The sequence below is a fragment of the Rhizobium sp. N324 genome (genome assembly GCF_001664485.1).
GTDB lineage: Bacteria > Pseudomonadota > Alphaproteobacteria > Rhizobiales > Rhizobiaceae > Rhizobium.
In genome coordinates, this window is record NZ_CP013633.1 from 268,075 (window position 1) to 293,188 (window position 25,114).

Annotated in this window: 13 protein-coding genes and 5 pseudogenes; 5 read left to right on the plus strand and 13 right to left on the minus strand. The window is 57.7% G+C overall.

What is annotated here, in order from left to right; all coding sequences use genetic code 11:
• Nucleotides 1-57 precede the first annotated feature (57 nt).
• Together AMK05_RS26795 and AMK05_RS26800 are read right to left on the minus strand one after the other, a co-directional pair.
• Nucleotides 58-945, minus strand: a complete 888-nt coding sequence (locus AMK05_RS26795; protein WP_040111827.1) for a hypothetical protein — start codon at nucleotides 943-945, stop codon at nucleotides 58-60.
• Between the two features lie 605 nt (nucleotides 946-1,550).
• Nucleotides 1,551-2,709 (minus strand): annotated as a pseudogene (locus tag AMK05_RS26800) (IS256 family transposase).
• A 567-nt stretch (nucleotides 2,710-3,276) separates the two neighbouring features.
• On the opposite strand from AMK05_RS26800, the gene AMK05_RS26805 reads away from it, so the two are divergent.
• From AMK05_RS26805 to AMK05_RS26815, 3 genes and pseudogenes are all read left to right on the plus strand, one after another.
• Nucleotides 3,277-5,712: a Ulp1 family isopeptidase gene (locus AMK05_RS26805; RefSeq protein WP_237352244.1), complete on the plus strand. Its 2,436-nt coding sequence runs from the start codon at nucleotides 3,277-3,279 to the stop codon at nucleotides 5,710-5,712.
• Between the two features lie 460 nt (nucleotides 5,713-6,172).
• Nucleotides 6,173-6,394, plus strand: a pseudogene (locus AMK05_RS34865) (hypothetical protein); the annotation flags it as partial.
• Between the two features lie 444 nt (nucleotides 6,395-6,838).
• The gene (locus AMK05_RS26815; RefSeq protein WP_064842688.1) at nucleotides 6,839-9,919 is read left to right on the plus strand and encodes a Ulp1 family isopeptidase; all 3,081 of its coding nucleotides are present in this window, start codon (nucleotides 6,839-6,841) and stop codon (nucleotides 9,917-9,919) included.
• Between the two features lie 229 nt (nucleotides 9,920-10,148).
• On the opposite strand, the pseudogene AMK05_RS26820 reads toward AMK05_RS26815, so the two are convergent.
• Nucleotides 10,149-11,516, minus strand: a pseudogene (locus AMK05_RS26820) (ISNCY family transposase).
• Nucleotides 11,517-11,826: 310 nt separating this feature from the next.
• Here AMK05_RS26820 and AMK05_RS26825 point away from each other — a divergent pair.
• Nucleotides 11,827-12,563 (plus strand): annotated as a pseudogene (locus tag AMK05_RS26825) (hypothetical protein).
• Nucleotides 12,564-12,569: 6 nt separating this feature from the next.
• Here the strand turns inward: AMK05_RS26825 and AMK05_RS26830 are convergent.
• Both AMK05_RS26830 and AMK05_RS26835 read right to left on the minus strand, forming a co-directional pair.
• Nucleotides 12,570-13,991 (minus strand): ISNCY-like element ISRel10 family transposase, encoded by a 1,422-nt coding sequence (locus AMK05_RS26830; protein ID WP_064838507.1) that lies wholly within the window; start codon nucleotides 13,989-13,991, stop codon nucleotides 12,570-12,572.
• A gap of 222 nt (nucleotides 13,992-14,213) precedes the next feature.
• Nucleotides 14,214-14,414 (minus strand): annotated as a pseudogene (locus tag AMK05_RS26835) (biotin/lipoyl-containing protein); the annotation flags it as partial.
• 628 nt (nucleotides 14,415-15,042) lie between these two features.
• Between AMK05_RS26835 and AMK05_RS26840 the strand changes: the two are divergent.
• Nucleotides 15,043-15,771, plus strand: a complete 729-nt coding sequence (locus AMK05_RS26840) for a carbonic anhydrase (RefSeq protein ID WP_064842862.1) — start codon at nucleotides 15,043-15,045, stop codon at nucleotides 15,769-15,771.
• A gap of 92 nt (nucleotides 15,772-15,863) precedes the next feature.
• Here the strand turns inward: AMK05_RS26840 and AMK05_RS26845 are convergent.
• From AMK05_RS26845 to nifK, 8 genes are all read right to left on the minus strand, one after another.
• A protein-coding gene (locus tag AMK05_RS26845; RefSeq protein WP_094447650.1) for an IS3 family transposase occupies nucleotides 15,864-17,053 on the minus strand; the annotation gives its coding sequence in 2 pieces (ribosomal slippage) (nucleotides 15,864-16,804 and nucleotides 16,804-17,053; 1,191 coding nt in all).
• Nucleotides 17,054-17,641: 588 nt separating this feature from the next.
• A complete protein-coding gene (locus tag AMK05_RS26855) occupies nucleotides 17,642-18,574 on the minus strand; it encodes a cation diffusion facilitator family transporter (protein ID WP_004675922.1) in 933 nt (310 codons plus the stop codon).
• Between the two features lie 227 nt (nucleotides 18,575-18,801).
• The gene (locus AMK05_RS36125) at nucleotides 18,802-18,954 is read right to left on the minus strand and encodes an IS66 family transposase zinc-finger binding domain-containing protein (protein ID WP_196411598.1); all 153 of its coding nucleotides are present in this window, start codon (nucleotides 18,952-18,954) and stop codon (nucleotides 18,802-18,804) included.
• Nucleotides 18,955-19,617: 663 nt separating this feature from the next.
• Nucleotides 19,618-20,106, minus strand: a complete 489-nt coding sequence (locus tag AMK05_RS26865) for a NifX-associated nitrogen fixation protein (RefSeq protein WP_064842693.1) — start codon at nucleotides 20,104-20,106, stop codon at nucleotides 19,618-19,620.
• A gap of 3 nt (nucleotides 20,107-20,109) precedes the next feature.
• Nucleotides 20,110-20,604, minus strand: coding sequence for a nitrogen fixation protein NifX (nifX, locus tag AMK05_RS26870; RefSeq protein ID WP_008536565.1), 495 nt, complete (start codon nucleotides 20,602-20,604; stop codon nucleotides 20,110-20,112).
• Nucleotides 20,601-21,956, minus strand: a complete 1,356-nt coding sequence (gene nifN, locus AMK05_RS26875) for a nitrogenase iron-molybdenum cofactor biosynthesis protein NifN (protein ID WP_064842695.1) — start codon at nucleotides 21,954-21,956, stop codon at nucleotides 20,601-20,603. Before nifN ends, nifX begins: the two co-directional genes overlap by 4 nt.
• A gap of 9 nt (nucleotides 21,957-21,965) precedes the next feature.
• Entirely contained in the window at nucleotides 21,966-23,456 is a 1,491-nt protein-coding gene (nifE, locus tag AMK05_RS26880) for a nitrogenase iron-molybdenum cofactor biosynthesis protein NifE (RefSeq protein WP_064842698.1), read from the minus strand.
• Nucleotides 23,457-23,514: 58 nt separating this feature from the next.
• Complete coding sequence (nifK, locus tag AMK05_RS26885; RefSeq protein ID WP_004677342.1) at nucleotides 23,515-25,056, minus strand: nitrogenase molybdenum-iron protein subunit beta; 1,542 nt, start codon at nucleotides 25,054-25,056, stop codon at nucleotides 23,515-23,517.
• Nucleotides 25,057-25,114 lie beyond the last annotated feature (58 nt).

A 25,114-nucleotide genomic window follows, 5' to 3' on the forward strand; every position in this document is an offset into this window, starting at 1 on the left:
AAACATTCACAGGCTCTCAGCCGGCGGCGCAAAAAGTCCTCACGATGAGGCAAGCTTTTAGCCGCGGTTCAAATTGAGGTGTTCGAAGTACCAAGACGGGTCATCATCGGATGAATCTGTCTCGACACTGGCGTCACTCGAATGCTCCTCGACACCTGCTTCATCGTCGCTAAGATACTCCACGGTTTTAGAGAGATAACTCCAAGGTTTGTCGGCGCGCTGCCATCCACCCTTGCTATTCTTTGTCCACTTGTCGGGATGTTGCGTAGGGTCGAGCACCCAGCGATTTTCACCCACATCAACGAAACCCATCTGCTCTAGACGGGTTCCCATCTCCGGCGTAGCGGGACGTGACATGATCAACGGCTGTTCGCCGTCGAGTTGAAGTTGATGTTCGAGCAGAATATCGCCTGCGTTCTCGACAAGCGGATGAGTAACGCGAAGGTCTACAATCGACGTGATTCTTTTTCGACCGGGAAATAGTTCCCGCCACGGCTCGTTTTCGATGCTAAATCCATCCTCTGTTCTTAAAAGCCCAACGCTTCGTTCTCCCAGATCATAGCTGAAATATCGCGCGCTGGGCGTATCATTGTCGGTGCCGCCGTAGAGTCGAGCGATGGTAGCCGTACGCAGGGCTTTAGAGGACACGAAGGGCGAGTACTCTTGTGGATTGACGGAAATGTGCTTGATTTCATCACCGTAAAATTCCCTTACTTTTCTGGCAAATGTCGATCTGTCGAGCACCTTAATTGGAGGTTCGGAAGAGAGCGAGTATGGTCGCGTTGGCGACGAAGGCGAAAGAGCATGGGGATCTGGCGTTGATCGGGACGGCATGCCCGTAAGCGTTTGTGCCCCGGTCATATTCTCGATCCACCCCGCCATGGCCCGGGTGCGATCATCTTCCTCGGAAATGTTGTAGCACAGCGATCGTTCTGAGTTATCCATGGCGGTCTCTCCTGAGAGTGAAAGGTGTGATGAAGCGCATTCTTTTCAGTCGCTTCACATGGGAACGGTGCGCTCACATGTCCGGCCTATAAAGCGGATACGTGACTGCTAGACTCGATGAAGCGGGCGGTGCGCGTTGCATGCGCCGCTCCTGATCCCTTTACCTCAGCCCAAGCCTCGAGGATCCGCGAAAGCGTGGCTCCCTTCGCCAGACCATCGTCGAATCGGCTGACAGTCCGTCGGAGGTGTCTGCGCCGCGGCAGGGCTAAGATTAGCTTGAATGTTAGAGGCGTCTCGGAAAATTTTACCGCCCCGCGGGCCTGTTCTGTTTTCACCGTTGTTGGTCTCCAATTGCAGATTACGCATATGCTAGTGCAACCGGACTGGTCGCCATCATGCAAAATCGATATTCTAAAATGCTTTGGAAAAGCGGAGCCACGTAGACCCCTTAGGTGGTGAAGGTTCTGAGGAGTAGGTGGGCATCAGTGTTTTTTCGATCGTGTCCATGGGAGTGGGGTAGCTGACGGCTGATTGCCGTGCTTTCCGAGGTCGGGTCGGAGGGGATATCAGCGTGCCACAGCGGGCAGGCTGATTTGGGGCTCATCTCATTTGGCCATGGTCTCAAGTGTCAGATACCTGGCACGCTGGACGGCCCATTCATCATTCTGTTCGAGCAGCAGTGCGCCGACGAGACGGACGATGGCTTCGTCGTTCGGAAAGATGCCGACGACCTCGGTGCGTCGCTTGATTTCGCCGTTGAGACGCTCAATTGGATTCGTCGAGTGCAGCTTTGCCCGGTACTCTTTCGGGAAGGTCATGTAGGCGAGCACGTCCTCTTCAGCGTCGTCCATGATGGTGGCAAGCTTCGGCACTTTCGCCCTGATTTGATCGGCGACACTGCGCCATTGTGCGGCTTGCTGCCTCCGGGGTCTCCTGGGCAAAGGCCGTCGCGATGAAGGCGGATACGACCCGCCTGCCGCTCTTTCCAGCATGCGCGAGCACGTTCCTCATGAAGTGAACCCGGCACCTTTGCCAAGTGGCATTGAGAACCTTGGAAACGGCAGCCTTGATGCCCTCATGTGCATCAGAGACAACAAGGTTCACACCACGTAATCCTCGACGTGTCAGCCTGCGCAAGAATTCCGTCCAGATCGGTTCGGCCTCCGAGGTGCCAACTTCCATACCCAGGACCTCGCGCCGACCGTCGTTATTGACGCCGACCGCGATAATGACGGCGACTGAGACGATGCGGCCGCCACGCCGGACCTTGAGATAGGTCGCGTCCACCCAGACGTACCGCCACTCACCTTCAATCGGCCTGTCGAGGAACGCCTTCACTTTGACGTCGATCTCTTCACATAGACGGCTCACCTAGCTTTTGGAGATGCCGCTCATACCCATGGCCTTGACCAGGTCGTCGACAGAACGGGTCGAGATTCCCTGGATATACGCTTCCTGGATAACGGCCGTCAGAGCTTTCTCTGCCATCCGGCGCGGTTCAAGGAAGCTCGGAAAGTAGCTGCCTTTGCGCAGCTTCGGAATGCGAAGCTCGACGGTGCCAGCCCGCGTCTCCCAATCGCGGTCACGGTAGCCATTGCGTTGAGTGAGCCGCATCGAGTTCTTCACACCGAAGGCTGCACCCGTAGCCGAGCCTACTTCCAGCTCCATCAGCCGCTCGGCGGCAAGGCCGATCATCTCACGCAACAAATCTGCATCGGCACTCTTCTCAACAAGGGAGCGCACGTTCATCATGTCATTGGTCATCGGTGGTCTTTCCGTCAGGTTGGTCTTGAACAACCCGACCCTAGCGGAAAACACTGATGGCCGCCCGCAAAGCCGATCACCCGCTACAGCGCAACGAGAAGCGCGCGGGCACTCGGCTTTACTCCCTACCGTCACCTACGCCACGTACTGGGACACGATCTGGTCGAGTGCAGACGATTGTCGGCAAGCCGTCGCATATAGCGTTCGGCCATGCCTTGAGGGCATGATTGGATCTGGCTTTAGCATGCTGGGCGGCGGCCGGCAGGCATTAGGATCGAGGTTCCAAATTTGATTTCCGGAGGACCGGCATCGATGTACCCAAGACGGAACCAACCGCGCGATGACGATTCTCGCGAAGTAAGTGAGTGGATCGAAGGCGTGACCGGAGCTTTCGATACGGACGCCTGGATCCGGGACTACTATTCACAGAGACGAGACGTGGAACAGGATCTGAGCGACTTGCGCCTCGGTTCGCACGACAGTGACGCCGGCGAGCGTGTGCCGCGTCGCAGATCCGTGGGCGGTTCGATGCGAGTGACGCCGCAGTCGTTGGCGCCGGAGAACTCGTTGAGCGGCGCCCGCCACAGCATAGACGTCTCTCGGGCGGGCTCCAGCAGCTTGCGATTCGGCGGCTCGGGGAGCAAGACATCGAGCAATATGGCGGAGGCGGGCGAAGTCGCCGCGGCGCCGCAGGGCAAACGCCGCGGATTTACGTCGCGCATGGCGTCAGGGTTCAAGAAGGCGTTCGGATTGAGCAGCGGCAAGACGTCGTCGCGGAGTTCGGGGCAGCAAGACGTCGATGCCGCAACGGAGACTCACGTGGTCTCAACCAAGGTTCGCGTCGATTACGCCAAGCGTGGTCGCCCCGCCGACCGGGACATGCATCCCGATGACGAGTCCCGCATCAACCAGTTCGCGGAAGCAGTCCGAAACTACGAAATTCTACCCGACGGTAGCATCGGCCGAGGGGACGGAAGGGTTCCCGAGGGTACCCTCAGGAACAATTTAAAGATTCTTACGAGGTTCGCTCGTTGGCTCCGAGCAGAAAACAGAGATTCGATGGCTTCTCGGTTTTTAAACGATCCAGATTCACTAGCCGTTGATATCGCGGATTTTTGGGCAAGCGGTGGGGATGGTCAGGACCGTCTTAAGTCAGCACTGTCTCATTTCAGGAGGCTCGCGCCTGAGGGGCAAGAACTCCAAGCCGTTGGACCTGGGCCGCGCCTGATGGGGCGCCAGATACATGATCCTTATCCCGACGACGCCCTCATTATTGATGCCTTGGCCAACGAAGAGCGGAGCAAGCTCGGATCAGTCCCGAATTCTCAGAAAAATACCAGTAACCAACGAAAGTTTAGCGCTTGGCTCCAAAGGACGGGCAGGGAGAGCATAGTCAGCCGACTCACGGGTACTGATCAGCAGCAACAGTCGTTAAAGGACGATTTTAGGGCCTTTACCAGCGATGAAGGAAAAACGGGCGGCGTGGGTCTCGATCGGCTGCGGCAGTATCTAGGCGCCGAGTCGCAGTTGAAACAGCATCATCCTTATCCCGACGACGCCCTCATTATTGATGCCTTGGCCAACGAAGAGCTGAGCAAGCTCGGATCGGCCTCGACTTCCAAGAGGCAAGTTGCCCGGAATGTGGCCAGCAATCAACGAAAGTTTAGTGATTGGCTGCAAACCAGGGGTAGGGAGAGCATAGCGAGCCGGCTCAACGGCAGTGATCAGCAGCAATGGTCGTTGAAAAAAGATTACCAAGACTTCACCGAAGACATGGGAAAACACACTATCTCTTTCAAGCGGCTTCGGCAGTACCAGCAAGTCGTTGAGGCGAACGCAGCGTCGGGGTTGTCCCCTGAGCCGGCAAGTGGCCGCGAACCGGCCGGTCTGGACGGCCGTTCGGATTCACGTGCCGAGTTCAGATCAACTTCGCCGCTGCAGCAGGTTGATCCATCGATCGAAGGCCGCAGCGGATTGTCGCTCGACCATACCGAATGGCTGGGCGACCAGCATATCCAGACGGATTATGAGCTGCTAATGCAGGACTTGCAGCGAAACGATCCGGATCTCGCCGCCAGGACGCGGCTTATCGATCCCCTTATAGCCCATTATCATCTGCGCCTGGGCGATGAGAGCACCGCGCTGAGCGCTTTCCAGCGCATCGTTAATGATCAGAATGGAAGAGATACAGCCGACTTCCTGTTCCTTCCAGTGAGCGATGCCAGTGCTTCGGATCCTGATCACCGCGGCACCCATTGGTCGCTGCTACTCGTTGACCGTCGCAACCGCGAGGGGCCGGCTGCCTATCACTATGACTCCTTCCGGGGCCAGAACAACGAGTTTGCAGCAATGCTCGCACAAAGGTTGGGTACCCGTCTGGAGCCCGTCCGCATGACCCAACAGCGCAACGACTATGATTGCGGAGTCTTCGTGGTTGACGGCACGCGGGCGCTCGTTAGACGACTGGCACGAAGAGACCGGCCAGCCGTGCTGCACCTCGACAACCTCGTCGCCGATCGGGAGCAACTCCAACGACGTCTGAGCACCGCGCCCAACGGTGATCGAGCGGGGGCTGCGGCGGCTGGACCGGAGTCCTCCACACAGATCGCCGATCCCGCAGAGTTTTGGCATGGAGTGGCTCAACCAGGCCAGCTTCCCGATAGCTGGAATACAGCAACCTTCCGGCAGGATTTGCCGTTAGCCGCCTATTCACCGGTGCAAAGCGTCAATCCGCCAGACGCACCATGGGAGCAAAGCTTGGGGGCATCGATCTTCGGCACCCCACAGTACACGCTGCCTGTGGACGACTTGGGAGGATTTGTCCCTCCGAGCTGGCAACACGGCAATCAACCGGTACCAGATGACCTTCTGCCTGCAATGTACTTGTTTGACTTGCTGCCGAGCGCGGACAAACCCACCAACTTCAGTATCCATGGTGTGCCCTACACGGCCACTCTGGGGCCATCAGGCATGCAGAGCGACATTTACCTTTTCCTGCAATAGGGTGGAGATGGATCGAGCAATAGATGCCAGTCGTTCTTGAAAAAACACCCAAACCGTTGAGGGAGAATCCGTTTTTACGCGGCCACGTGCAGCGCGCCAACCCAGATGAGACGATCCCCAGTGCCCGGGGCAACATCGAATGTGCACGTCGCCAGTCTTCCTTCAAAACGTTGACGTTTGGCCAGCATCCCAAGAGGCGACGGCTGTCGCATCTGAAGTGTAGACAGATACGGATGCGGGAAGAGCCTCGGGGGCGAAGGATGCTGGCGCGGTCGCTGAAGTGCTTAGTGCCGTCTATGACGGCCTATCCTTTGCGGGTTCTACTATGGCTTCAGGCCCGGACGAAACCCGCCCATGGCGCCGGATGCATTTCATACGGCGATCATGAACCAACGTGTGAGTTGGGTGCTCGATGCCGACCCCGTATCCTGCAACTATCAAACTATGCCTGCGGGCGGGTGCCGCGGTGGACCGACTTGTTCATCACGCAACGATCTTCGAAATGAACGTCGAAAGCTATCGACGACGTTCCGCCATGGAGGCCAAACGCCAGCGCGGCAGGCCAGCCTCATTCGCGACAATCAAAGGCACCGCACAGTTTGTCGCGGAGCGGCAATCAGACCACGATGAAGCTCTTGCCAGCGACAATCAACATGATAACTTCATCCCGACCGCGACATAAGAATCTCATCCAGATTGTCGCGCGCGTCTCATCCTGATCGCCGCGCCATAGGTCGCATAACTATCAAGCGCGCAACGGGTTCTGTCAGCAGCTACACCGCATATGGTTCCGTTGCCTGAGGCGGCGAAATCAGAAAGGCCGGCGGATGGATTGGTTGGAACCGGAAATCCTGACGGCACCCTTCACGCTGCATGTCCAACACATCACTCGAACTGCTTAAATGAAGGCCAATTCTAGCGGGCTCCGCATGGCAAGCGGCAAGCTGGCGAGCCTCTCAAGCCATGTGCCGGCCTGATGGTCGAGTGCAGTTGTCGGCAAGCCGTCGCCATATGGTGTTCGGCCATGCCTTGAGGGCATGATTGGATCTGGCTTTAGCATGCTGGGCGGCGGTCGGCAGGCATTAGGATCGAGGTTCCAAATTTGATTTCCGGAGGACCGGCATCGATGTACCCAAGACGGAACCAGCCGCGCGATGACGATTCTCGCGAAGTAAGTGGGTGGATCGAAGGCGTGACCGGAGCTTTCGATACGGACGCCTGGATCGACGACTACTATTCAGAGAGCCGAGACCTGGAACAGGATCCGAGCGACTTGCGCCTCGGTTCGCACGATAGTGACGCCGGCGACCGTGTGCCGCGTCGCAGATCCGTGGGCGGTTCGATGCGAGTGACGCCGCAGTCGCTGGCGCCGGAGAGGGGTTCGGGGCAGCAAGACGTCGATGCCGCAACGGAGACTCACGTGGTCTCAACTAAGGTTCGAAAGCGTGGTCGCCCCGCCGACCGGGACATGCATCCCGATGACGAGACCCGCATCAACCAGTTCGCGGAAGCAGTCCGAGGCTATGAAATTCTACCCGACGGTAGCATCGGCCGAGGGGACGGAAGGGTTCCCGAGGCTACCGTCGAGAACAATTTAGGGATTCTTAGGAGGTTCGCTCGTTGGCTCCGAGCAGCAAACAGAGATTCGATGGCTTCTCGGTTTTTAAACGATCCAGATTCACTAGCCGTTGATATCGCGGATTATTGGGCAAGCGGTGAGGACGATCAGAACCGTCTTAACTCAGCGCTGTCTCATTTCAGGAGGCTCGGACCTGAGGGGCAAGAACTCCAAGCCGTTGGAGCTGGGCCGCGCCTGATGGGCCGCCGAATTCATGATCCCTATCCCGATGACGCCCGCGTCATTGATGCCTTGGCCAAGGAAGAGCTGAGTAAGCTCGGACCGGTCTCGATTTCTCAGAAAAATGCCAGTAACCAACGAAAGTTTAGCGATTGGCTCAAAAGGGAGGGTAGGGGGAGCATAGTCAGCCGACTCACGGGTACTGATCAGCAGCAACGGTCGTTGCAGGAGGATTTTAGGAAATTTACCGAGGCCGAGGGAAAAGTGGTCGTGAGTTTAGATCGGCTGCGGCAGTATCTAGGCGCCGAGTCCCAGTTGAAACAGCATAATCCTTATCCCGACGACGCCCTCATGATTGATGGCTTGGCCAACGAAGAGCTGAGCAAGCTCGGACCGGACTCGACTTCCAAGAGGAAAGTTGTCCAGAATATGGCGATAAATCAACGGAGGTTTAGTAATTGGCTCCAAAAGAATGGTCGGGGGAGCATAAGCAGTCGCCTGACTGGCAGTGATGAGCAGCAACGGTCGTTAAAGGACGATTTTAGGGAATTTACTACTAACGTTGAAGTAAAAATAAGCGTGGGTTTCAATCGGCTGCGGCAGTATCTAGGCGCCGAGTCGCAGTTGAAACAGCATCATCCTTATCCCGACGACACCCGCATGATTGATAGCTTCACCAAAGAAGAGCTGAGCAAGCTCGGACCGGAGTCGACTTCCAAGAGGAAAGGCGTCTTGAATCTGGCCAGCAATCAACGGAGGTTTGGTAATTGGCTCCGAAAGAATGGTCGGGGGAGCATAAGCAGTCGCCTGACTGGCAGTGATGAGCAGCAACGGTCGTTGAAGGACGATTTTAGGGAATTTACTATTAACGTTGAAGTAAAAATAAACGTGAGTCTCGATCGGCTGCGGCAGTATCTAGGCGCTGAGTCGCAGTTGAAACAGCATCATCCTTATCCCGACGACGCCCTCATGATTGATGCCTTGGCCAACGAAGAGCTGAGCAAGCTCGGATCGGACTCGACTTCGCAGAGGAGAGTCGTCTGGAGACTGGCCAGCAATCAACGAAAGTTTAGTAATTGGCTGCAAACCAAGGGTAGGGAGAGCATAGCGAGCCGGCTCAACGGCAGTGATCAGCAGCAATGGTCGTTGAAAAAAGATTACCAAGACTTCACCGAAGCCATGGGAAAACACACTATCTCTTTCAAGCGGCTTCGGCAGTACCAGCAAGTCGTTGAGGCGAACGCAGCGTCGGGGTTGTCCCCTGAGCAGGCAAGTGGCCGGGAACCGGCCGGTCTGGACGGCCGTTCGGATCCACGTGCCGAGTTCAGATCAACTTCGCCGCTGCAGCAGGTTGATCCACCGATCGAAAGCCGCAGCGGATTGTCGCTCGACCATACCGAATGGCTGGGCGACCAGCATATCCAGACGGATTATGAGCTGCTAATGCAGGACTTGCAGCGAAACGATCCGGATCTCGCCGCCAGGACGCGGCTTATCGATCCCCTTATAGCCCATTATCATCTGCGCCTGGGCGATGAGAGCACCGCGCTGAGCGCTTTCCAGCGCATCGTTAATGATCAGAATGGAAGAGATACAGCCGACTTCCTGTTCCTTCCAGTGAGCGATGCCAGTGCTTCGGATCCTGATCACCGCGGCACCCATTGGTCGCTGCTACTCGTTGACCGTCGCAACCGCGAGGGGCCGGCTGCCTATCACTATGACTCCTTCCGGGGCCAGAACAACGAGTTTGCAGCAATGCTCGCACAAAGGTTGGGTACCCGTCTGGAGCCCGTCCGCATGACCCAACAGCGCAACGACTATGATTGCGGAGTCTTCGTGGTTGACGGCACGCGGGCGCTCGTTAGACGACTGGCACGAAGAGACCGGCCAGCCGTGCTGCACCTCGACAACCTCGTCGCCGATCGGGAGCAACTCCAACGACGTCTGAGCACCGCGCCCAACGGTGATCGAGCGGGGGCTGCGGCGGCTGGACCGGAGTCCTCCACACAGATCGCCGATCCCGCAGAGTTTTGGCATGGAGTGGCTCAACCAGGCCAGCTTCCCGATAGCTGGAATACAGCAACCTTCCGGCAGGATTTGCCGTTAGCCGCCTATTCACCGGTGCAAAGCGTCAATCCGCCAGACGCACCATGGGAGCAAAGCTTGGGGGCATCGATCTTCGGCACCCCACAGTACACGCTGCCTGTGGACGACTTGGGAGGATTTGTCCCTCCGAGCTGGCAACACGGCAATCAACCGGTACCAGATGACCTTCTGCCTGCAATGTACTTGTTTGACTTGCTGCCGAGCGCGGACAAACCCACCAACTTCAGTATCCATGGTGTGCCCTACACGGCCACTCTGGGGCCATCAGGCATGCAGAGCGACATTTACCTTTTCCTGCAATAGGGTGGAGATGGATCGAGCAATAGATGCCAGTCGTTCTTACATTCTAACTTTGCGGTTACAATTGCTGTCAAAGCTGATTAGAGGGGCGACATTGTCAGCCAGTTACAAACGCGACGCTGGCTCTGATGATCAGCCCCGATCCGACCGGCTGGGCCGGGTTGAAAGGGCGGAGCGGGGGCGGGTGAGGGGCACCCATCGGCTTTAGCTTTAAGACGATGCGATCGACGCCTCACTCGGCAGCATCGCGCTTTGCCAGCGCAGCTTTACGGCGTTCGATGACGGCCGGATCGTTCGTAAAATCCTTCCGCCGTCCCGGACCGTGAGCCCGTCGCACATAGCCGTTCTTCTCGCTATTGCTCTTTACCACAGGCTTCGATTGCTGCTCCTGCCGCTCCTTGATATAGGCCAGAACATCGCCGAGCCGCTTGTTCTCGACGATCGCCGCATGCGTCACCCGCTGGTCCTTGTCGAATTAGGGCAGGGAGTGTCCCTTCCACCGCACATCGAGCCGGCCGTCGGCATAGGCATAGGTCTCGACATAGCGACCAGCCAATCCGCGCGTCACGTCGCTCTCCGCCAGCATGATCCGCTTGCGCTCAAACGAAAACGTCAGCTGCGACCCGACATAGCGCTGCTCGCGTTTGCACAGGATCTCCTTCAACCGATCCGGTGCAAGATTTACCGGCCGGTGCAGGTCATCGGATCGGGCAGGGACAATCGCAAACCGCCCATTGTAGTCCACCATGAAGCCCGGCAGAAACGCATTGCCTGCCTCCATGGTGTCGATGCCTGCCAGTCGCAATTCCTTGACCAGACGATCCTGCAGCGTCCGGTTCATCCGCTCGACACGGCCTTTGGCCTGGCTGGAGTTTGCACAGAGAATCTCGATATTTAGCTCCGAGAGTGCCCGCCCGAACTGGGTCATGCCCTGGCCACCCTTGGCATCCTTCTTCGTCACCCGGAACACCGAGTGCTTGTCGGAATAAAAGGCGATCGGCGCCCCGTGCTGCTTCAGATAAAGCTCAAGTGCGTCGAAATAGCTGAAGGCGCTTTCCGAGCGCACGAAGCGCAGCTGCATCAACCGGCCCGTCGCATCATCGACGAACACCAACAGCGAGCACGGATCTCCACGATCTTCGAACCAGCGATGCTCGGACCCGTCGATCTGTACCAGATCGCCATAGGCTTCGCGCCGCAACCGCGGTTGATGAAACGTCCGCCGCTGCTTGCGTGACAGCCACAATCCGGCCTGCGTCATCCAGCCGCGCAACGTCTCGCGCGACACACGCAAGCCATCGCGCTCGGCAAGCTTCTCGGCCGCCAGCGTCGGACCGAAATCCGCATAACGTTCACGAACCAGCGTCACCGCATAATCCCGAACCCCGTCGCTGATCCGGTTGTTCGACGGCCGACCAATCGCCTTATGGCGGATCGACGCCGCGCCGTCGGTGCTGATGCGATCCAACAGCCGCCGCACTTGGCGCTCGCTGAGAGCAAGCACATGCGCCGCCGACGCCATCGTCATCCGGCCAGCGATCACCTTCGACAGAACCTCGATCCGCTGCAGATCACGCTCGCTCATCGCAATCAATCCCATCCGCAATCTCCCACGTCAGCAAATGCGGGGAGTGTGACATTCCAACTTTGCAGAAACAGGACACTTCAACTTTGCGGCTACAGTAGTTGTCAAAGCCGAATAGGGCTGCGACATTGTCAGCCAGTTAGAAACGCGACACTGGCACCGATGATCAGCCCCCGATCCGACCGGCTGGGCCGGGTTGAAAGGGCGGAGCGGGGGCGGGTGAAAGAACACCTCTTCGGCTTTAGCTTTCTCAATAGCAATTGTTCAGTCGCCGGCTGATACTCGCTTTTATCTGAATTGAGCGGGTAGGGATCAAAGCTGCACGATGCTTCCGGAAATCAAGCTGCAGGGTGACGTCGATGTCGCCGCGCTGTCACCTCTTCTTCGCGGCATGCTTCTGTCCGTTGCCTATGCTGACGGTGAGGGTGGCATAGGATTGACCGCGACCGGTGCTATGAACCGCAAATTCGTACATTGGGCCGCTGTGAACTTCCTGTGGCCCGACTTCACAGCTGAAGACCTTTACAGCATGAACAAAGTGCTGAACGAAAGCGACATGCCGCCGCTCTGGGTCGTGCGGGACATGACCCGCCATCTGAAGCTTCTTCGCCGGAAAAAGGATGTGCTGCTGCCAACCAGACGCGGCCGGGAGTTTCTGGTGAACCCGCAAGCCTTCTTCGATCTCGTGGCCACAGACTATCTCTACTCGTATGTCCATGCCACCGAGCGGGAAGCTGAGGTGCAAGCGCGCCTACGCTGGTGGCGCATGTTCCTCAATCTTCTCAATATCAAGGCGAGAGAAGGCTGTACGCCTTTGGACGTCGTGAAGATCCTCTATCCAGACACGGCACCTCTGTCCGCCACCGAAATGACCCTGGAAGCCTGGGAGCTCAAATCCGATCTCCAATATGGCGTCCTGCGGCGCCTGTGCTGGCTGGGCCTGCTTTATGAGGCACGAGAAGGGCTCACGCTTCTTCAAGACGGAGCCTTCCACAAGACGCGCTTTGGTCCGCCTGCCTGCAATTGGAGTCAGATACGCAAAGCGATATCGGCGTGAATTGACGCCCTTTATTCCGCAGCCGGCTGCCTCAATAACGCTTTCTCCCGCCGTGCGATCACCGCCGGATCGTTCATGTAATCCGTTCTCGGCTTGCGTCCACGCTTCTGGTAGCCGTTCCCCGTGCTGCCATCGCGAATGCCGAACATATGGTCCGTCTGCCCAGTTCGCCGTGGTCCGCCCTTGCTGCGCTGCTGCTCCCGCCCAGCCTGCAGCTCGGCGACAACAGACAGCATGTCGTCCAACCGCTTGTTATCGACGACCTCGGCGCGATGCACGGAGCGTAACGTGTCAAAGGTTCGGTAGGGCAGGGCAAAGCTCTCGTGCATGATCTCGAGGCGCCCGTCCGGATAGTCGCAAACGACGACCTTCTTACCCGCCAGGGACCTGGAAAGATCTGTCGGATCAAGGATGAACAGCACCTTGTCATAGCGCAGCGTCAAAGCCTGCGACAGCGTGCGAACTTCCTTGCGGCACATGGCGCCATCGAGGTTCTCGTGGTCGGCCAACGGCCGGTGCATGTCCTTCGGATTACGCGGCTGTTTGCCAAAACGCGCGTTGAAATCCGCAATGAACTCAGGCGCATAGGCGTTGGCTTCCTCGATCGTGTCGATGCCGCGCAGCCGCATTTCCTTGACCAGCCGATCCTGCAGTGTCTGGTTCGCACGTTCGACGCGGCCTTTGGCCTGCGGGGTATTGGCACAGATGATGTCGATGTTCAGCTCATAAAGCGCGCGGCCGAATTGTGTCAGGCCGCTCGTCCGGTCCTTCTCCGACGCATGGGTCGAACGAAAGACGCCGTGCTTGTCACTGTAGAAGGCCAGCGGTTTGCCCCATTGCTGCAGATAGGCCTTGGTCGCGTGCAGATAGTCGAAGGTGTTCTCCGAGCCGGCAAACCGTAGATGCAGCAGCTTGCCGGTGGCGTCGTCGATATAGACGAGCAGGGCGCATTTGGGCCCACGGTTCTCGAACCACCAGTGATGCGAGCCATCGATCTGTACCAGTTCGCCAAAGCAATCACGTCGGCCGCGTGGCTGGAAAACCCGCTTCTTGCGTTCCCGACGCGAGACCCAGATGCCGGCCTCGGTCATCCATTGCCGCAGGGTCTCCTTGGCGACCGAGATCCGGTGCAGCTCGATCAGCTTCTCACGCGCCAGCGTCGGACCGAAATCCAGATAGCGTTCACGGATCAGATTCAGCGCCGCATTGCGAAACTCCTCGCTATGGCGCCGGTTGCTCGGTCGCGATCGCTTCTTGGAAACAAGCCCGGCCGGACCATCCCGGTCATAGGCCTGCAGCAGCCGATGGACCTGACTTCGACTGAGGTCGAGCCGTTCGGCGGCCTGCACAACGCTCAGGCGTTCGTCACGGATCTTCTGGATGAGTTCGAGGCGATGCAATTCTTTCTGCGACATAGTGATCATAAAGGACATGACGACTCCGACCGCTCATGGTCTCGACCAGGCTGAAGATCGTCATCCTTGCTCCCAACGTTGGCTTTGACCAGTGCGTCGAGAGGCGAGACTGTCGCATCTCTAACTGGCCCAACTGTCGCATTACTAAATAGCCGCTACAGCACCAAATAGCATAATGCACGTTATGGAACTTTACGCTGAACCGGCCGCGATAGTTACAAGCAGGTCCTTGGCATCGATCTAGTCGCCGGCTTTGACGAGAACTTCGGCGATCGTGCCGTTCTCCTCGGCGTGAATTGCCGTTTCCACCTTCATCGCTTCGGTCGACACCAGCACATCGTCGGCATTGATCGCCTGTCCGGGCGACACAAAGACGCGCGAGATGGCGCCCGGCATCGGTGCGCCGACATGAGCGGCATTGCCGGGTTCGGCCTTGGGTGCGAAGACGGCGGCCGGTGACGCTGAGGAATTTTGCGAGCTCTTGCTGTTGGTTCCTCGCGGACCCGAGCCGCATCTCGTTGTGCACCTAACCGGCTCGGTTCACGTGACAACAAACACAAGAACATCTGGTTGTTTCTATCGAGTTTGGCGCAGGAGGCGCAGGAGGCGCAGGAGGAAAATCAACATGACTGTCGCGGCTAGGCCCATGATTGCCAAAGCGTATAGGCCTGTGGAAAACCTCCGGGCTGACTACGGAGATACCCTATAACGAACGGCCCCACAAATGCTCCTAGGTTCCCGAGTGAGTTAATGAATGCGATCCCGCCGGCGGCAGCGGAGCCACTAAAGAAGCAGAAGGCAGCGCCCAAAGGGTCCCTTGCAACCCAATATGCCGCGCATGAGCATCCCTCGCCAGAACCCGTCAGGGCCGGGTTGATCTACCGTACGGCCGGGGCAATACTCCAGGATTGGCTTAGCTCCTCCGATGCGTCAAAATTCCGCTTGATGAGTGCCATATCAAGGCATAACCAATCGGCCATTCTCCGATTCCCGGAGAATTGCCGGACATGACTTGGAGCAGGTGCCATTTCTCCGCAGCCATCCCGGATATTGCAAAAGGACCGATACCATGTGCTTTGAATGCAATTCCTCCCCACTCAGCCGTCGCTCCCTGCTGAAATTTGCCGGCATCGGAGGCGTGGCCGTCATGACTGCAGGCTTTGACATCACCATGCCGGCATTCGCCTCGAACGCTCCCGCCCTCCTGCCGGATGAAGCACTGGCAAAACTCCAGGAAGGCAACAAGAAATTCGTCGCCGACACGGAAGCCTGCGCCGCCAATATTTCCAAGCGCCGGCAGGACGTCGCCAAGAGCCAGGCACCTTGGGCGATCGTGCTGACCTGTTCCGACAGCCGTGTCGTGCCGGAACTTGTATTCGGCGGCGTGACGCTCGGCGAACTCTTCGTCGCCCGCAATGCCGGAAACGTGGTCGACACCGATGTGCTCGGCACGATCGAATATGGCACCGAACATCTGCATGCGCCGCTGATCGTCGTCATGGGCCACAAGCGTTGCGGGGCGGTCTCCGCCGCCTGCGAGGTCGTGTCCAAGGGCACCAAGCTCGATGGCTCAATCGGCAAGATGACCCAGCCGATCCTGCCCGTGGCTTTGGCGGAGACCGATCGCGGCGACAATTTTGTCGACAAGACCGTCCATGCCAATGCCTTCAACGGCGCCGAGCGCATCCTCACCGAAAGTGCGATTGTTTCTCGCCTGGTCGAGGAAGGCAAGGTGAAGATCGTGCCCGCCTATTATGATCTCGATACCGGCGTGGTCGATTTTCTGCACAAGGTCTGACCTACGAGGCGACTTCATGTTGCCGACGGCTATCCGCGGGCGCCTCGTCGCGTTCGCGGAACCATAGTCGCTGATGACCCTGCCCCCAAGTTTTATCCAGTTTTGAGTTCGCTCCGACGGTTTTGGGTTGCTGTATTTGCGGCGGTAGCGGCGGGTTGCGGTGCGGAGCCATTCCGGCTGCGCAGCACCGCATCACGTCGCGGGTTGATGGTCTGGGCGAACTCGGCCGGTGTCAGCCAGCCGAGGCCGGAATGCGGTCGATGATCGTTGTAATCGCTGCACCAGTTTGAAAGCGCTGACCGAGCATACGCCAGTGACGAGAAGAGCGTTTCATTCAGGAACTCGTCTCGCAGCCGCCCATTGAAGCTTTCGATGAAGGCGTTCTGGATCGGCTTGCCGGGCGCGATGTAGTGCCATTCCACCTTGGTCCGATCCGTCCATTGCAGGATCGCGTTGCTGGTGAACTCACTGCCATTGTCGCTGACGATCATCTTCGGTTTGCCTCGCCCCTCGATGATCCGGTCCAACTCACGAGCAACCCGCAGGCCGGAAAGGGACGTATCGGCGACGAGCGCCAGGCACTCCCTGGTGCAATCATCGACCACGGTCAGCACTCGGAACCTGCGCCCATCGGTGAACTGATCCGACACGAAGTCCAACGACCAGCGATCATTGGCTGCCATCGGGATCAGCATCGGCGCTCGTGTGCCTATCGCTCGCTTGCGGCCGCCGCGCTTGCGCACGGCCAGCTTTTCCTCTCGATAGAGCCGGAAGAGCCGCTTGTGGTTCACAAGATGTCCCTCACGTCTGAGCAGCACATGAAGACGTCGATAGCCAAAGCGGCGGCGTTCATGGGCCAGCGCCTTCATCCGATCGCGAAGGTCATGGTCGTCACCGCGCCTGGTTTCGTAACGGATCGTCATCCGACAATAGCCGATGGCTTTACACGCCCGCCGTTCGCTCATCTGATGTTGATCAACCAGATGCGCGACAGCTCGCCGCTTTGCTGCGGGCGTCACCACTTCTTTCCCAAAAGGTCTTTCAAAGCGGCATTGTCGAGCATGGCATCTGCCAGAAGCCGCTTCAGCTTTGTGTTTTCGTCCTCCAGCGTCTTCAGCCGTTTGGCTTCCGACACTTCCATGCCGCCGAACTTCGCTTTCCATTTATAGATGCTGGCATCGCTGACACCGTGTTTGCGGCAAAGCTCCAAGACCGGCGTGCCAGTCTCGTGCTCCTTCAGAATCCCGATGATCTGTTCGTCTGTGAAACGGTTGCGCTTCATTCTCTGGTCCTCTCAATGGGCCAGAGCTTACTTCAAAATGGATTATTTCGACGGGGCAAGGTCACCGCCCGCAGCATCACCCGGCGGGTTACGCGGGCCGGAGCTGAGGTCGCGAGCTGGCTGCCTGGGCGACGCTCTTCTGGAAATTTCCGACCATACGCCTGCGCAACTTGGTGAGCTCAATCGACAGGTCCGACAGCTGCGCGATGACATCTATCGGAACCTGGGCAACTGGGCCGCGCCCTCCTGAGCCAGTACAAGGACATAGGCGTCGCTCGTTTCAAAGAACGCGAGACAATCGGCCTCCGGCAGGATCTCAACAAGATCAAGACGGCGAAACCGCCTGTGGAGCTTGAACGCAAAGGCGCGATCTGGGTTCAGCCAACCCTATTCGCTGAATCGAGTATCGCGCCTGGAGGCATAACGGAAAACTACGGCATCGAAACTGGCCGCATTGATCGAAGATTGGTACGAACCGTGAAATTGACGCATGGTGGCTGGAAAAAACGCCGAGCTATGCATCCGGTTCGAGGATCACGCCCGTTATGGAATGCCTGCGATACAGGGCTCCAAATTCGGTTCAAAATCCTAATCCGCCCACTCAGGATCGGTTGTAAAGGCGATGGTGAGCCGACGACTCGGACCCTCGTTACCAATCGCGAGCCCGATTTCGTCACGGATCTTATCCCATTCCTGCAATTTCCTCGCCGGGAGGTCCTCTGAGACAACGAAATGTAGCTCGATTTGCCGGCCTCGGCCGACCCGGGCCACATAAGCCCGGTGGGATATGAATCCATGTCGTTCGATGATTGTTTTGGCGACCGCGTCAACTTGTTGTTTGAGATCTAATGGCGTAACAAGCAGTATGTCGGCGAGCGCTCGCCGAACCGTGCCCGCCGGAATGGGAATGATCACAATGCAGATTAATGCCAGCGCGACCGGGTCAATAAACGGCGAGATCCATTCGTAAGAAGACCCCTGAATGAAATATCCGATGGCAAACGCGACGAGTAACCCGATCGTTAGCCCGGCGGACATCAGCCAAGCTTTCGTATCCAGGGCAACGAAATCAGATTTGATCTTACGATTAGCTCGATCACCAATAACCCCCATGGTGGCTGTCACACCGAGTGTTACGACGGCGTAGACGATCGCTTGACTAAAGTTGAGCGGACGTCCCCCATGCAATATGCTGCCGATTGCGTTGACAAGTGCGTAAACAGCCGACCCGGTTATGAGAATGCCGTTGAGAGCCAAGACTATGGGCTCAAGATGCCAGAACCCCATCGTGAAATGCTCGATAAGTTTTCCTTTGCTGGAGGGCGCTTCGGATGACGCGATGAGCTTTGTAACAAGCAGAGCTACGACAGTCATAGCAGCGTCCGTCAATGCGTAGACACCATCGAATATGATTGCGAACGAACCTGAAATGATCCCGAACAAAATGCCGATGCAGGCAAGGAGGATGGTAACGGCAATTGAAACGCAGAGAAGCCCCTGCTCCGTTCTCATGAAATTCATAGGCTCAGCCTTATAACTTACGTTTCTTTATGGTCCTCTGGACGCGGTACAGACCATCCAATTCAGCTACTGAAGCGAGCACATCCACTTTTGGATCAAGGTACCCTTTTTAAATTCAAATGCTGACCTCTCCTGTCCAGTGCTGCTGGCTCGCATGAGCGTCTTTCACATACCTGGCCACAAGACAAAATCGCCTCGCTGTGTTCTGGCAGTGCGGCCTCGACTATCTAAACAAGGGCCAATTTTGCTTTGCAGGTAAAGCGGGGCTGGACATGATGCACGACACGGAAGGACGCATGAACATAGTCCAGCACTTCGCTGACGGTCTCGCCGCCGCGAATGAAGTCGGAGCCACCACAGATAGGGCATGAGCAGGCCACCTGTTACACGTCATCATGGCACGGCCGAGGTTGCAGAGCTTGCGCGGCGATAGGGCTCTCGACGCATCCACGTCATCCGGCAGGTTCGAATTCCGTTGACTCATGGTTGGATCTGATTTGATGAGAGGCGTTCCAAAGAACGCCGAGGTTTTCGCCCTCATGATAGGCTGTGGCTGACCACGTTCTAGTCTAGCGATGATCGGATCGTCTAGCCCTTTGGCGACTCCTGTAATTACGGCTGGATTGCCAGATGGAAAAGAGCAGGCTTGCGATATACGCCCACTGAAGAAGCAACAAACTAGCCACCATTGCAACGATGACTTCGTGGATGGAATGCCAGACGAAGTAACTCGTTAGTGCCTTCGCCCAGACGACGAGCAGCAGGAGGCCGCAAAAGATTGTGAAACGCAACACCGTTCTCCTGATTTGTTCGCGAGATTGCGCAGCAATGTCGTCTGCGGCAACGAGAGTCTGGCAGTTCTTCAGGCGGCAACCGCCGCGTGGTTGAGAGCCATGATCATGCCAGTGAGCTCACCATCGAACTCTCGTTCTGGCCATTGCAAATGCTGAGATTTTGGCAGCGGCGGCGCGGGACTGCAGCTTGCGGACCTTCTTCAGTTGCTCCACAATGTCTGACATGATCTCTTTCCTCGAAAATTGATTTCATGATGCCCGCGCCACGTCGGGATAGGTTTCGATAACTTCAATAGCGTCATCGACCATTTTCGTGCCGGTCTCGGCGAGCTTGCCTAGCGTCTCAAAGCCGAACCGGTGGACATCGCGCAGGGTCTTCGACAGAACGACCAACCGTCCAGTCGTCAAAAGCAAGCGGCCGAAGCCCTCATGGCCGATCGTCATGATCGGCGATGCCAACAGGCCTGTGCACTCTTCGATCACAAGCCCCACGCAACTGTAAAAATTCTGTAGCCTCCACAGCACGTACGGATCCGGATCGCCTATGATCGGGATCTTACGGCGCTGCTCCTTGGTGAGGATGAAGTCGGCCAGCAGGTCAGCGTCCGATTTGCCTTCCCACGCCCCATGGGCATCCTGAGCGCGAATGAGCCTTATCAGGCATCTGAGAAAAGGGGTGGCGAGATCCCCATCCTCGTTGACAGCAGGGCCATCCGTACTTCCTGTCAATGTACCCATTTCTTAGTCCTCCTCATCGAAAGGCTTCTTTTCAATGGCGCCTGCTTCGGTTAGCACCTTGCGTAACCAGGGTGGCGGAGTAGTCCTGAGCATCGCCCGAGTTCGCGACAAAACATCTTCGATCAGTTGAGGATCGGATACTTTAATTGGGTGGATTTTGGCCGAAACAACTCGGGCTGCCGATGGCCCACCGATCGCCAGACAGAACAATAGGTGACAACCTTCCAACGCCTTCACCTTCGGGTTAATACGATCGACGTCCTCGTTCCGATGCTTTCCGCTCTGGTCGGAAACGTCTTCGAAGTCCAGGACTTCCACCAGTTTCCAGTCGTCGGGACTCACATCATAGACGACGAAACGTTTTGCCGATCCGAAATGGGCGTCGAGAGATTTCATATCTTGAGTGGCGATTGCGACGCGCAACGCGCCAGCCTTCCGTTTTGGAGCTGACGAGTGAACCCCGTCAGGGACGAGGGAAAGGCGACGAGCGGCGATCATCTAGGCAGTTCTCCTTTGCGGGAGGGATCAAGCGATCCAGGACACGGCGCGCGCTGATTGGCCTGGAAGATGTTGGAAACATCGAAGATCAGGTCGCGCGTTCCCTGATAGAGACTTGTGAGCTTATGCTGGCTGCCGAGTCGGTCGAATATCGGGAAGCCCACCCGCATGAGCGGAATCCCAAGGCGCTCCGCCGCTTGTCGTCCATGCGAATGCGTGACGAGAAGATCAGCGCCGACGGCAAGTTCTTCGAGATCGCCAAGATCACCGACCTGGAGCGATTCGGCCGGCATTTCCGCGAGTATTTTTGAGGTGCCGGTCGTGGTGACCGCTGCCGCGATTTCGGCGCCCATGCCGGTGAAGAAGGTAGCGAATTGGTAGAGCTGGTCCGGCTCCACAGCAATTGCGATCTTCTTGCCTCCGAAATGGAAATGTCCGTCGAGCAGGGCGTCCTGCAGCTGTGCTCGGCGACGGCGGATGTTTGCTGGCACCGGCGCACCAGAAATCTCAGAAAGAAACGAGACGAACCGGTCGGCTCGTTTCAATCCTGTCAGCGACTGGAACAATGCGTAAGGGACTCCCGTCCGGGTCCGCAGTAGCTCTGCGGGGCGGCGCATATGCTCGCCGATCGCGATACATTGCGCCGCCGTGCCAAGCTCTTGTATCTCGTCGACGGGAGTACCGCCATAGGTGGTCGGAACCCAACGATCGCCGGGCACCGTGCCGTCGAGAGAGCCGGAAATGTCCGGCAGGATCACCGGCTTCAGACCGAAGCTTTCGGCCGTTTCGCGCAGAAGCTCGATGTCAGCGACTGTCAGATGCCATCCTGGTAGGATCGCAATCTTCTTTTGGTGGCGGCTCTGCTCGCCTGGAGTGGTGATGCGCTCGACCATAGAGATGACGGCCTTCGCCCATCCCTCTTCGATCGCTCCCTCGAAATCCGGGGTATTCGCCAGCACAACCTCCGTACCCGCGAGCTCATCGGCACGATCCCGCTTGATGTTGGCGAGATCGCCTGCGAAATCTTCGCCGCGGGTTTCCACCAGGGCTGTCGTGCAAATTCCGATCAGCTTGGGTTTTGCGCGCCTCTTGAGATTTAGGATCGCCTCTTCCAGATTGCCTGCGCCGCCAAGAATCGTCGCCACTGCGTTCAATGCCGTTGTCTGCAAGGGAATGGCTTCCTTAAAGTGCCGGACTAAAAGTACCAGCGCCAAGCTGGTGCAGCCCTGGCTGCCGTGGAACAGCGGCACGGCACGCTCGACGCCAAGAAAGGCGAGCGCGGCGCCGAGCGGCTGCGACGATTTCAGCGGATTGACCGCAGCTGATTTGGTCTGGGGAAAGACTTGAACCATCGGCTTTCCTCAACGCTTGCCGAAGCTGCCGGCGACCGCGCCGACAAAGTTTTGCAAGACGTACCCAGTCTCGTTCTCGCTCTTGGTATTCGTCAGTTCTTCTTCCACCGCATGCTGGCATTCCCACGGTGCCGGCTCCCGCACCTCCATCCAGATCGGATTGTGAATAGCAAGATCGATCTGGCGAACGAGCTCCACCATGCCGTCATAGCCGGCATAGGGGTGGTGGCGTTCCTGGTTGATATCGAGCCAAGGTGTCTTGGCCTTCAGCGCGATGAATTGCGTGCGCCCGCCAGACAACATGATGTCGGCTTTACCGTCGGCGAGCATGTTATAAAGCTCGCGCGGCGCCATCGACTCGAACAGGTGGTTTTCGTCTTTCAGGAGTTGCTTGATACGTTCCTTGTCTTCAGGCGTGGATTTCTTGACCGAGGTGCCCACGATCTCGATGCCCACCTCCATCAGCGCATGGACAACCGACCAGGACTTGACGCCGCCGGTGTTGAGCAACACGCGCTTGCCTTCAAGCCTTGGTCGATATGCTGCGAGTTTCATCCAGGCAATCGCCTCCTCCTCCGCGATCAATGCCTCGGTGCGCTCGAGGATTTCGGGATCCGCCCCCTGCATCACGAGCAGCTTGGCTATCTGTCTGAGTGCTTCCGAGGTGTCGGTAATTCCGTAAAAGGAGCCTTCGAAGAACGGGATATCCCAGAGCTCCTCCATTTTGCGGGCGAGGTTGATGAGTGCTGTCGAGCACACCAACATGGACGCCTTGGCGCGATGCGCAGAAGCAATGTCAAGATATCGGGCGTCTCCTGGAATGCAGGCCCTTACTCTGATCCCCAGCCGGTCAAGAAGCGGCTTTACCAGCCAAAACTCGCCGGATAGGTTGAACTCACCAATGATATTGATGTCGTAGGCGGTCACGTCGTTCGGCTCTACGCTGCCGATCACATGATCGAGCAACGCTTCACCGGCGAGCTTATTGCCAAGGTTCTTGGAGCCGGCAAAGCCCGGTGCGTTGACCGGCACCACCGGAAGGCCGAATTTTTCCGCGGCCCGCTTGCAGACGGCCTCGATGTCGTCGCCGATCAATGCTGTCACACAGGTCGAATAGACGAAAATCGCCGGTGGAGCATAGGCCTCCTTGATCTCGCGGATTGCTTTAAAAAGTTTCCGCTCGCCGTGCCCCATCACCACTTCGGTTTCAGTGAGGTCGGTCGTGAAGCTCGTGCGCCAGAGCGTTGGACCTGAGGAAGCCGATCCGCGGTTGTCCCAGGAATTGCCCTCACAGCCGAGAGGCCCATGGATCAGGTGCGCGACGTCGGTGATCGGCTGCAGCACGATCTTGGCGCCATCGAAAGCGCATCCGCCGGCTGCCGCCCCGGGGATCAGCGGCTTCGAACAGCCGTTTTTGCGCGCCTTGGAATCCTTGCTGCGGTTCTTCTCGCAGGCAGGCTCGTCAAAGACATCCTGGACTTTAGCATTGAGCAAGGGCATTGCGGTCTCCAAGTTCAGATGAAGGCGGCCGGCCTAGCAAGGCCGACCGCCGCCGCTCCTAGCGGGTCAGGTCGTAAGAATAGTCCGTCACACCCGGCTCGCTCGTCTCGCGATCGAGCTTGTCGAAGATCTTGTCGAGGATCGTCGTCAGGACGCGCAGGCCGCCCTGGTAGCCCATGAGCGGGAAACGGTGGTGATGGTGCCGGTCGAATATCGGAAAGGTCAGCCGGATCAATGGGGTGCCGGTGTCGCGCTCGAGATACTTGCCATAGGAATTGCCGATCATAAGATCAACCGGCTCGGTAAAGAGCAGCGAGCGCAACGCCCACAGGTCCTTGCCCGCCCAGACCTGGGCATCCTTGCCGAAGGGCGAGGATGCGAGCAACGCCTTCATCTCGGCTTCCCAGGCCGACGTGCCGTTGGTAGCAAGGCAGTGGGTCGGCTCACCGCCGGTTTCCAAGACGAACCGGGCAACGGCGTAGACGAAGTCAGGATCGCCGTAGATCGCGTATTTCTTCCCGTGCAGCCAGGCTTGGCTATCTGCCATAGCGTCGACGAGACGGCCGCGTTCCAGGCCGATTGCCGGAGGAATTTCCTTGCCGGTAATCTCCGAGACCTTCATCAGGAATTCGTCGGTCGCCTGAACACCCAGCGGATAATGGAACGAAGCCGTAACCTGACCGACCTCCTTGCAATATTCCAGCGTTTTGCGCGTGTTATAGTGCTGCAGCGACAGGGTCGCTTCGGCATTCAACGCCGTTTTCAAGTCCTCGATCTTCGTGCCGCCGTCATACATGCGGTACGTACCGTCAGACGGCGTGTCGAACTGGTCGGAGGCATCCTGGATGAAGATGTAGGATACGCCCATCATGTCGAGCAGGCGCTTCAGTTCGCGGTTGTTGCCGACGCAGAAGCCGTCGAAGCCGGGAATGATGTTGATGGCTTGAGCAACCTCCTTCCGCTCGTTGCCTTTCCAGAAGTTCTCCAGAATGCCCTTGATCATGCCGTCATAGCCATCGACGTGGCTGCCGACGAAGGCAGGCGTGTGGGCGAAAGGAACATCGAAGTCGTGCGGGACCGACCCTTCGTTCTTTGCGTTTTCGATGAAGCCGTGGAGGTCGTCTCCAATGACTTCGGCCATGCAGGTGGTCGAGACGGCGATCATCTTTGGATCGTAGAGCTTGTATGTATTGGCGAGCCCGTCGACCATGTTCTTCAACCCGCCGAACACTGCCGCGTCCTCCGTCATCGAGGACGAGACCGCCGATGAAGGCTCCTTGAAGTGACGCGACAGATGCGAACGGTAATAAGCGACGCAGCCCTGGCTGCCATGGACGAAGGACATCGTTTGCTCAAAGCCTGCGGCTGCGAAGACGGCACCGAGCGGCTGGCAGGCTTTGGCCGGGTTCACGACCAGGGCTTCGCGGCCCAGGTTCTTTTCGCGATACTCCCAGGTCTTCGTGAAGTCGTTTTGATCGGCAACGACCTGATCCGGGTGGGGGCATTCGAAATTGGCTTTCTTCTCGGCGAGCATCTGCCTGTATTCCGGCTCGCGGAACAGGGGAGCATGGTCAAGAACTTTTTCCGCCGACTGCGGCATAGTAAGCACCTTTCTTTTCATCGCGCCGCACCGGTGGCGGCAATGGGATGTCATCTGT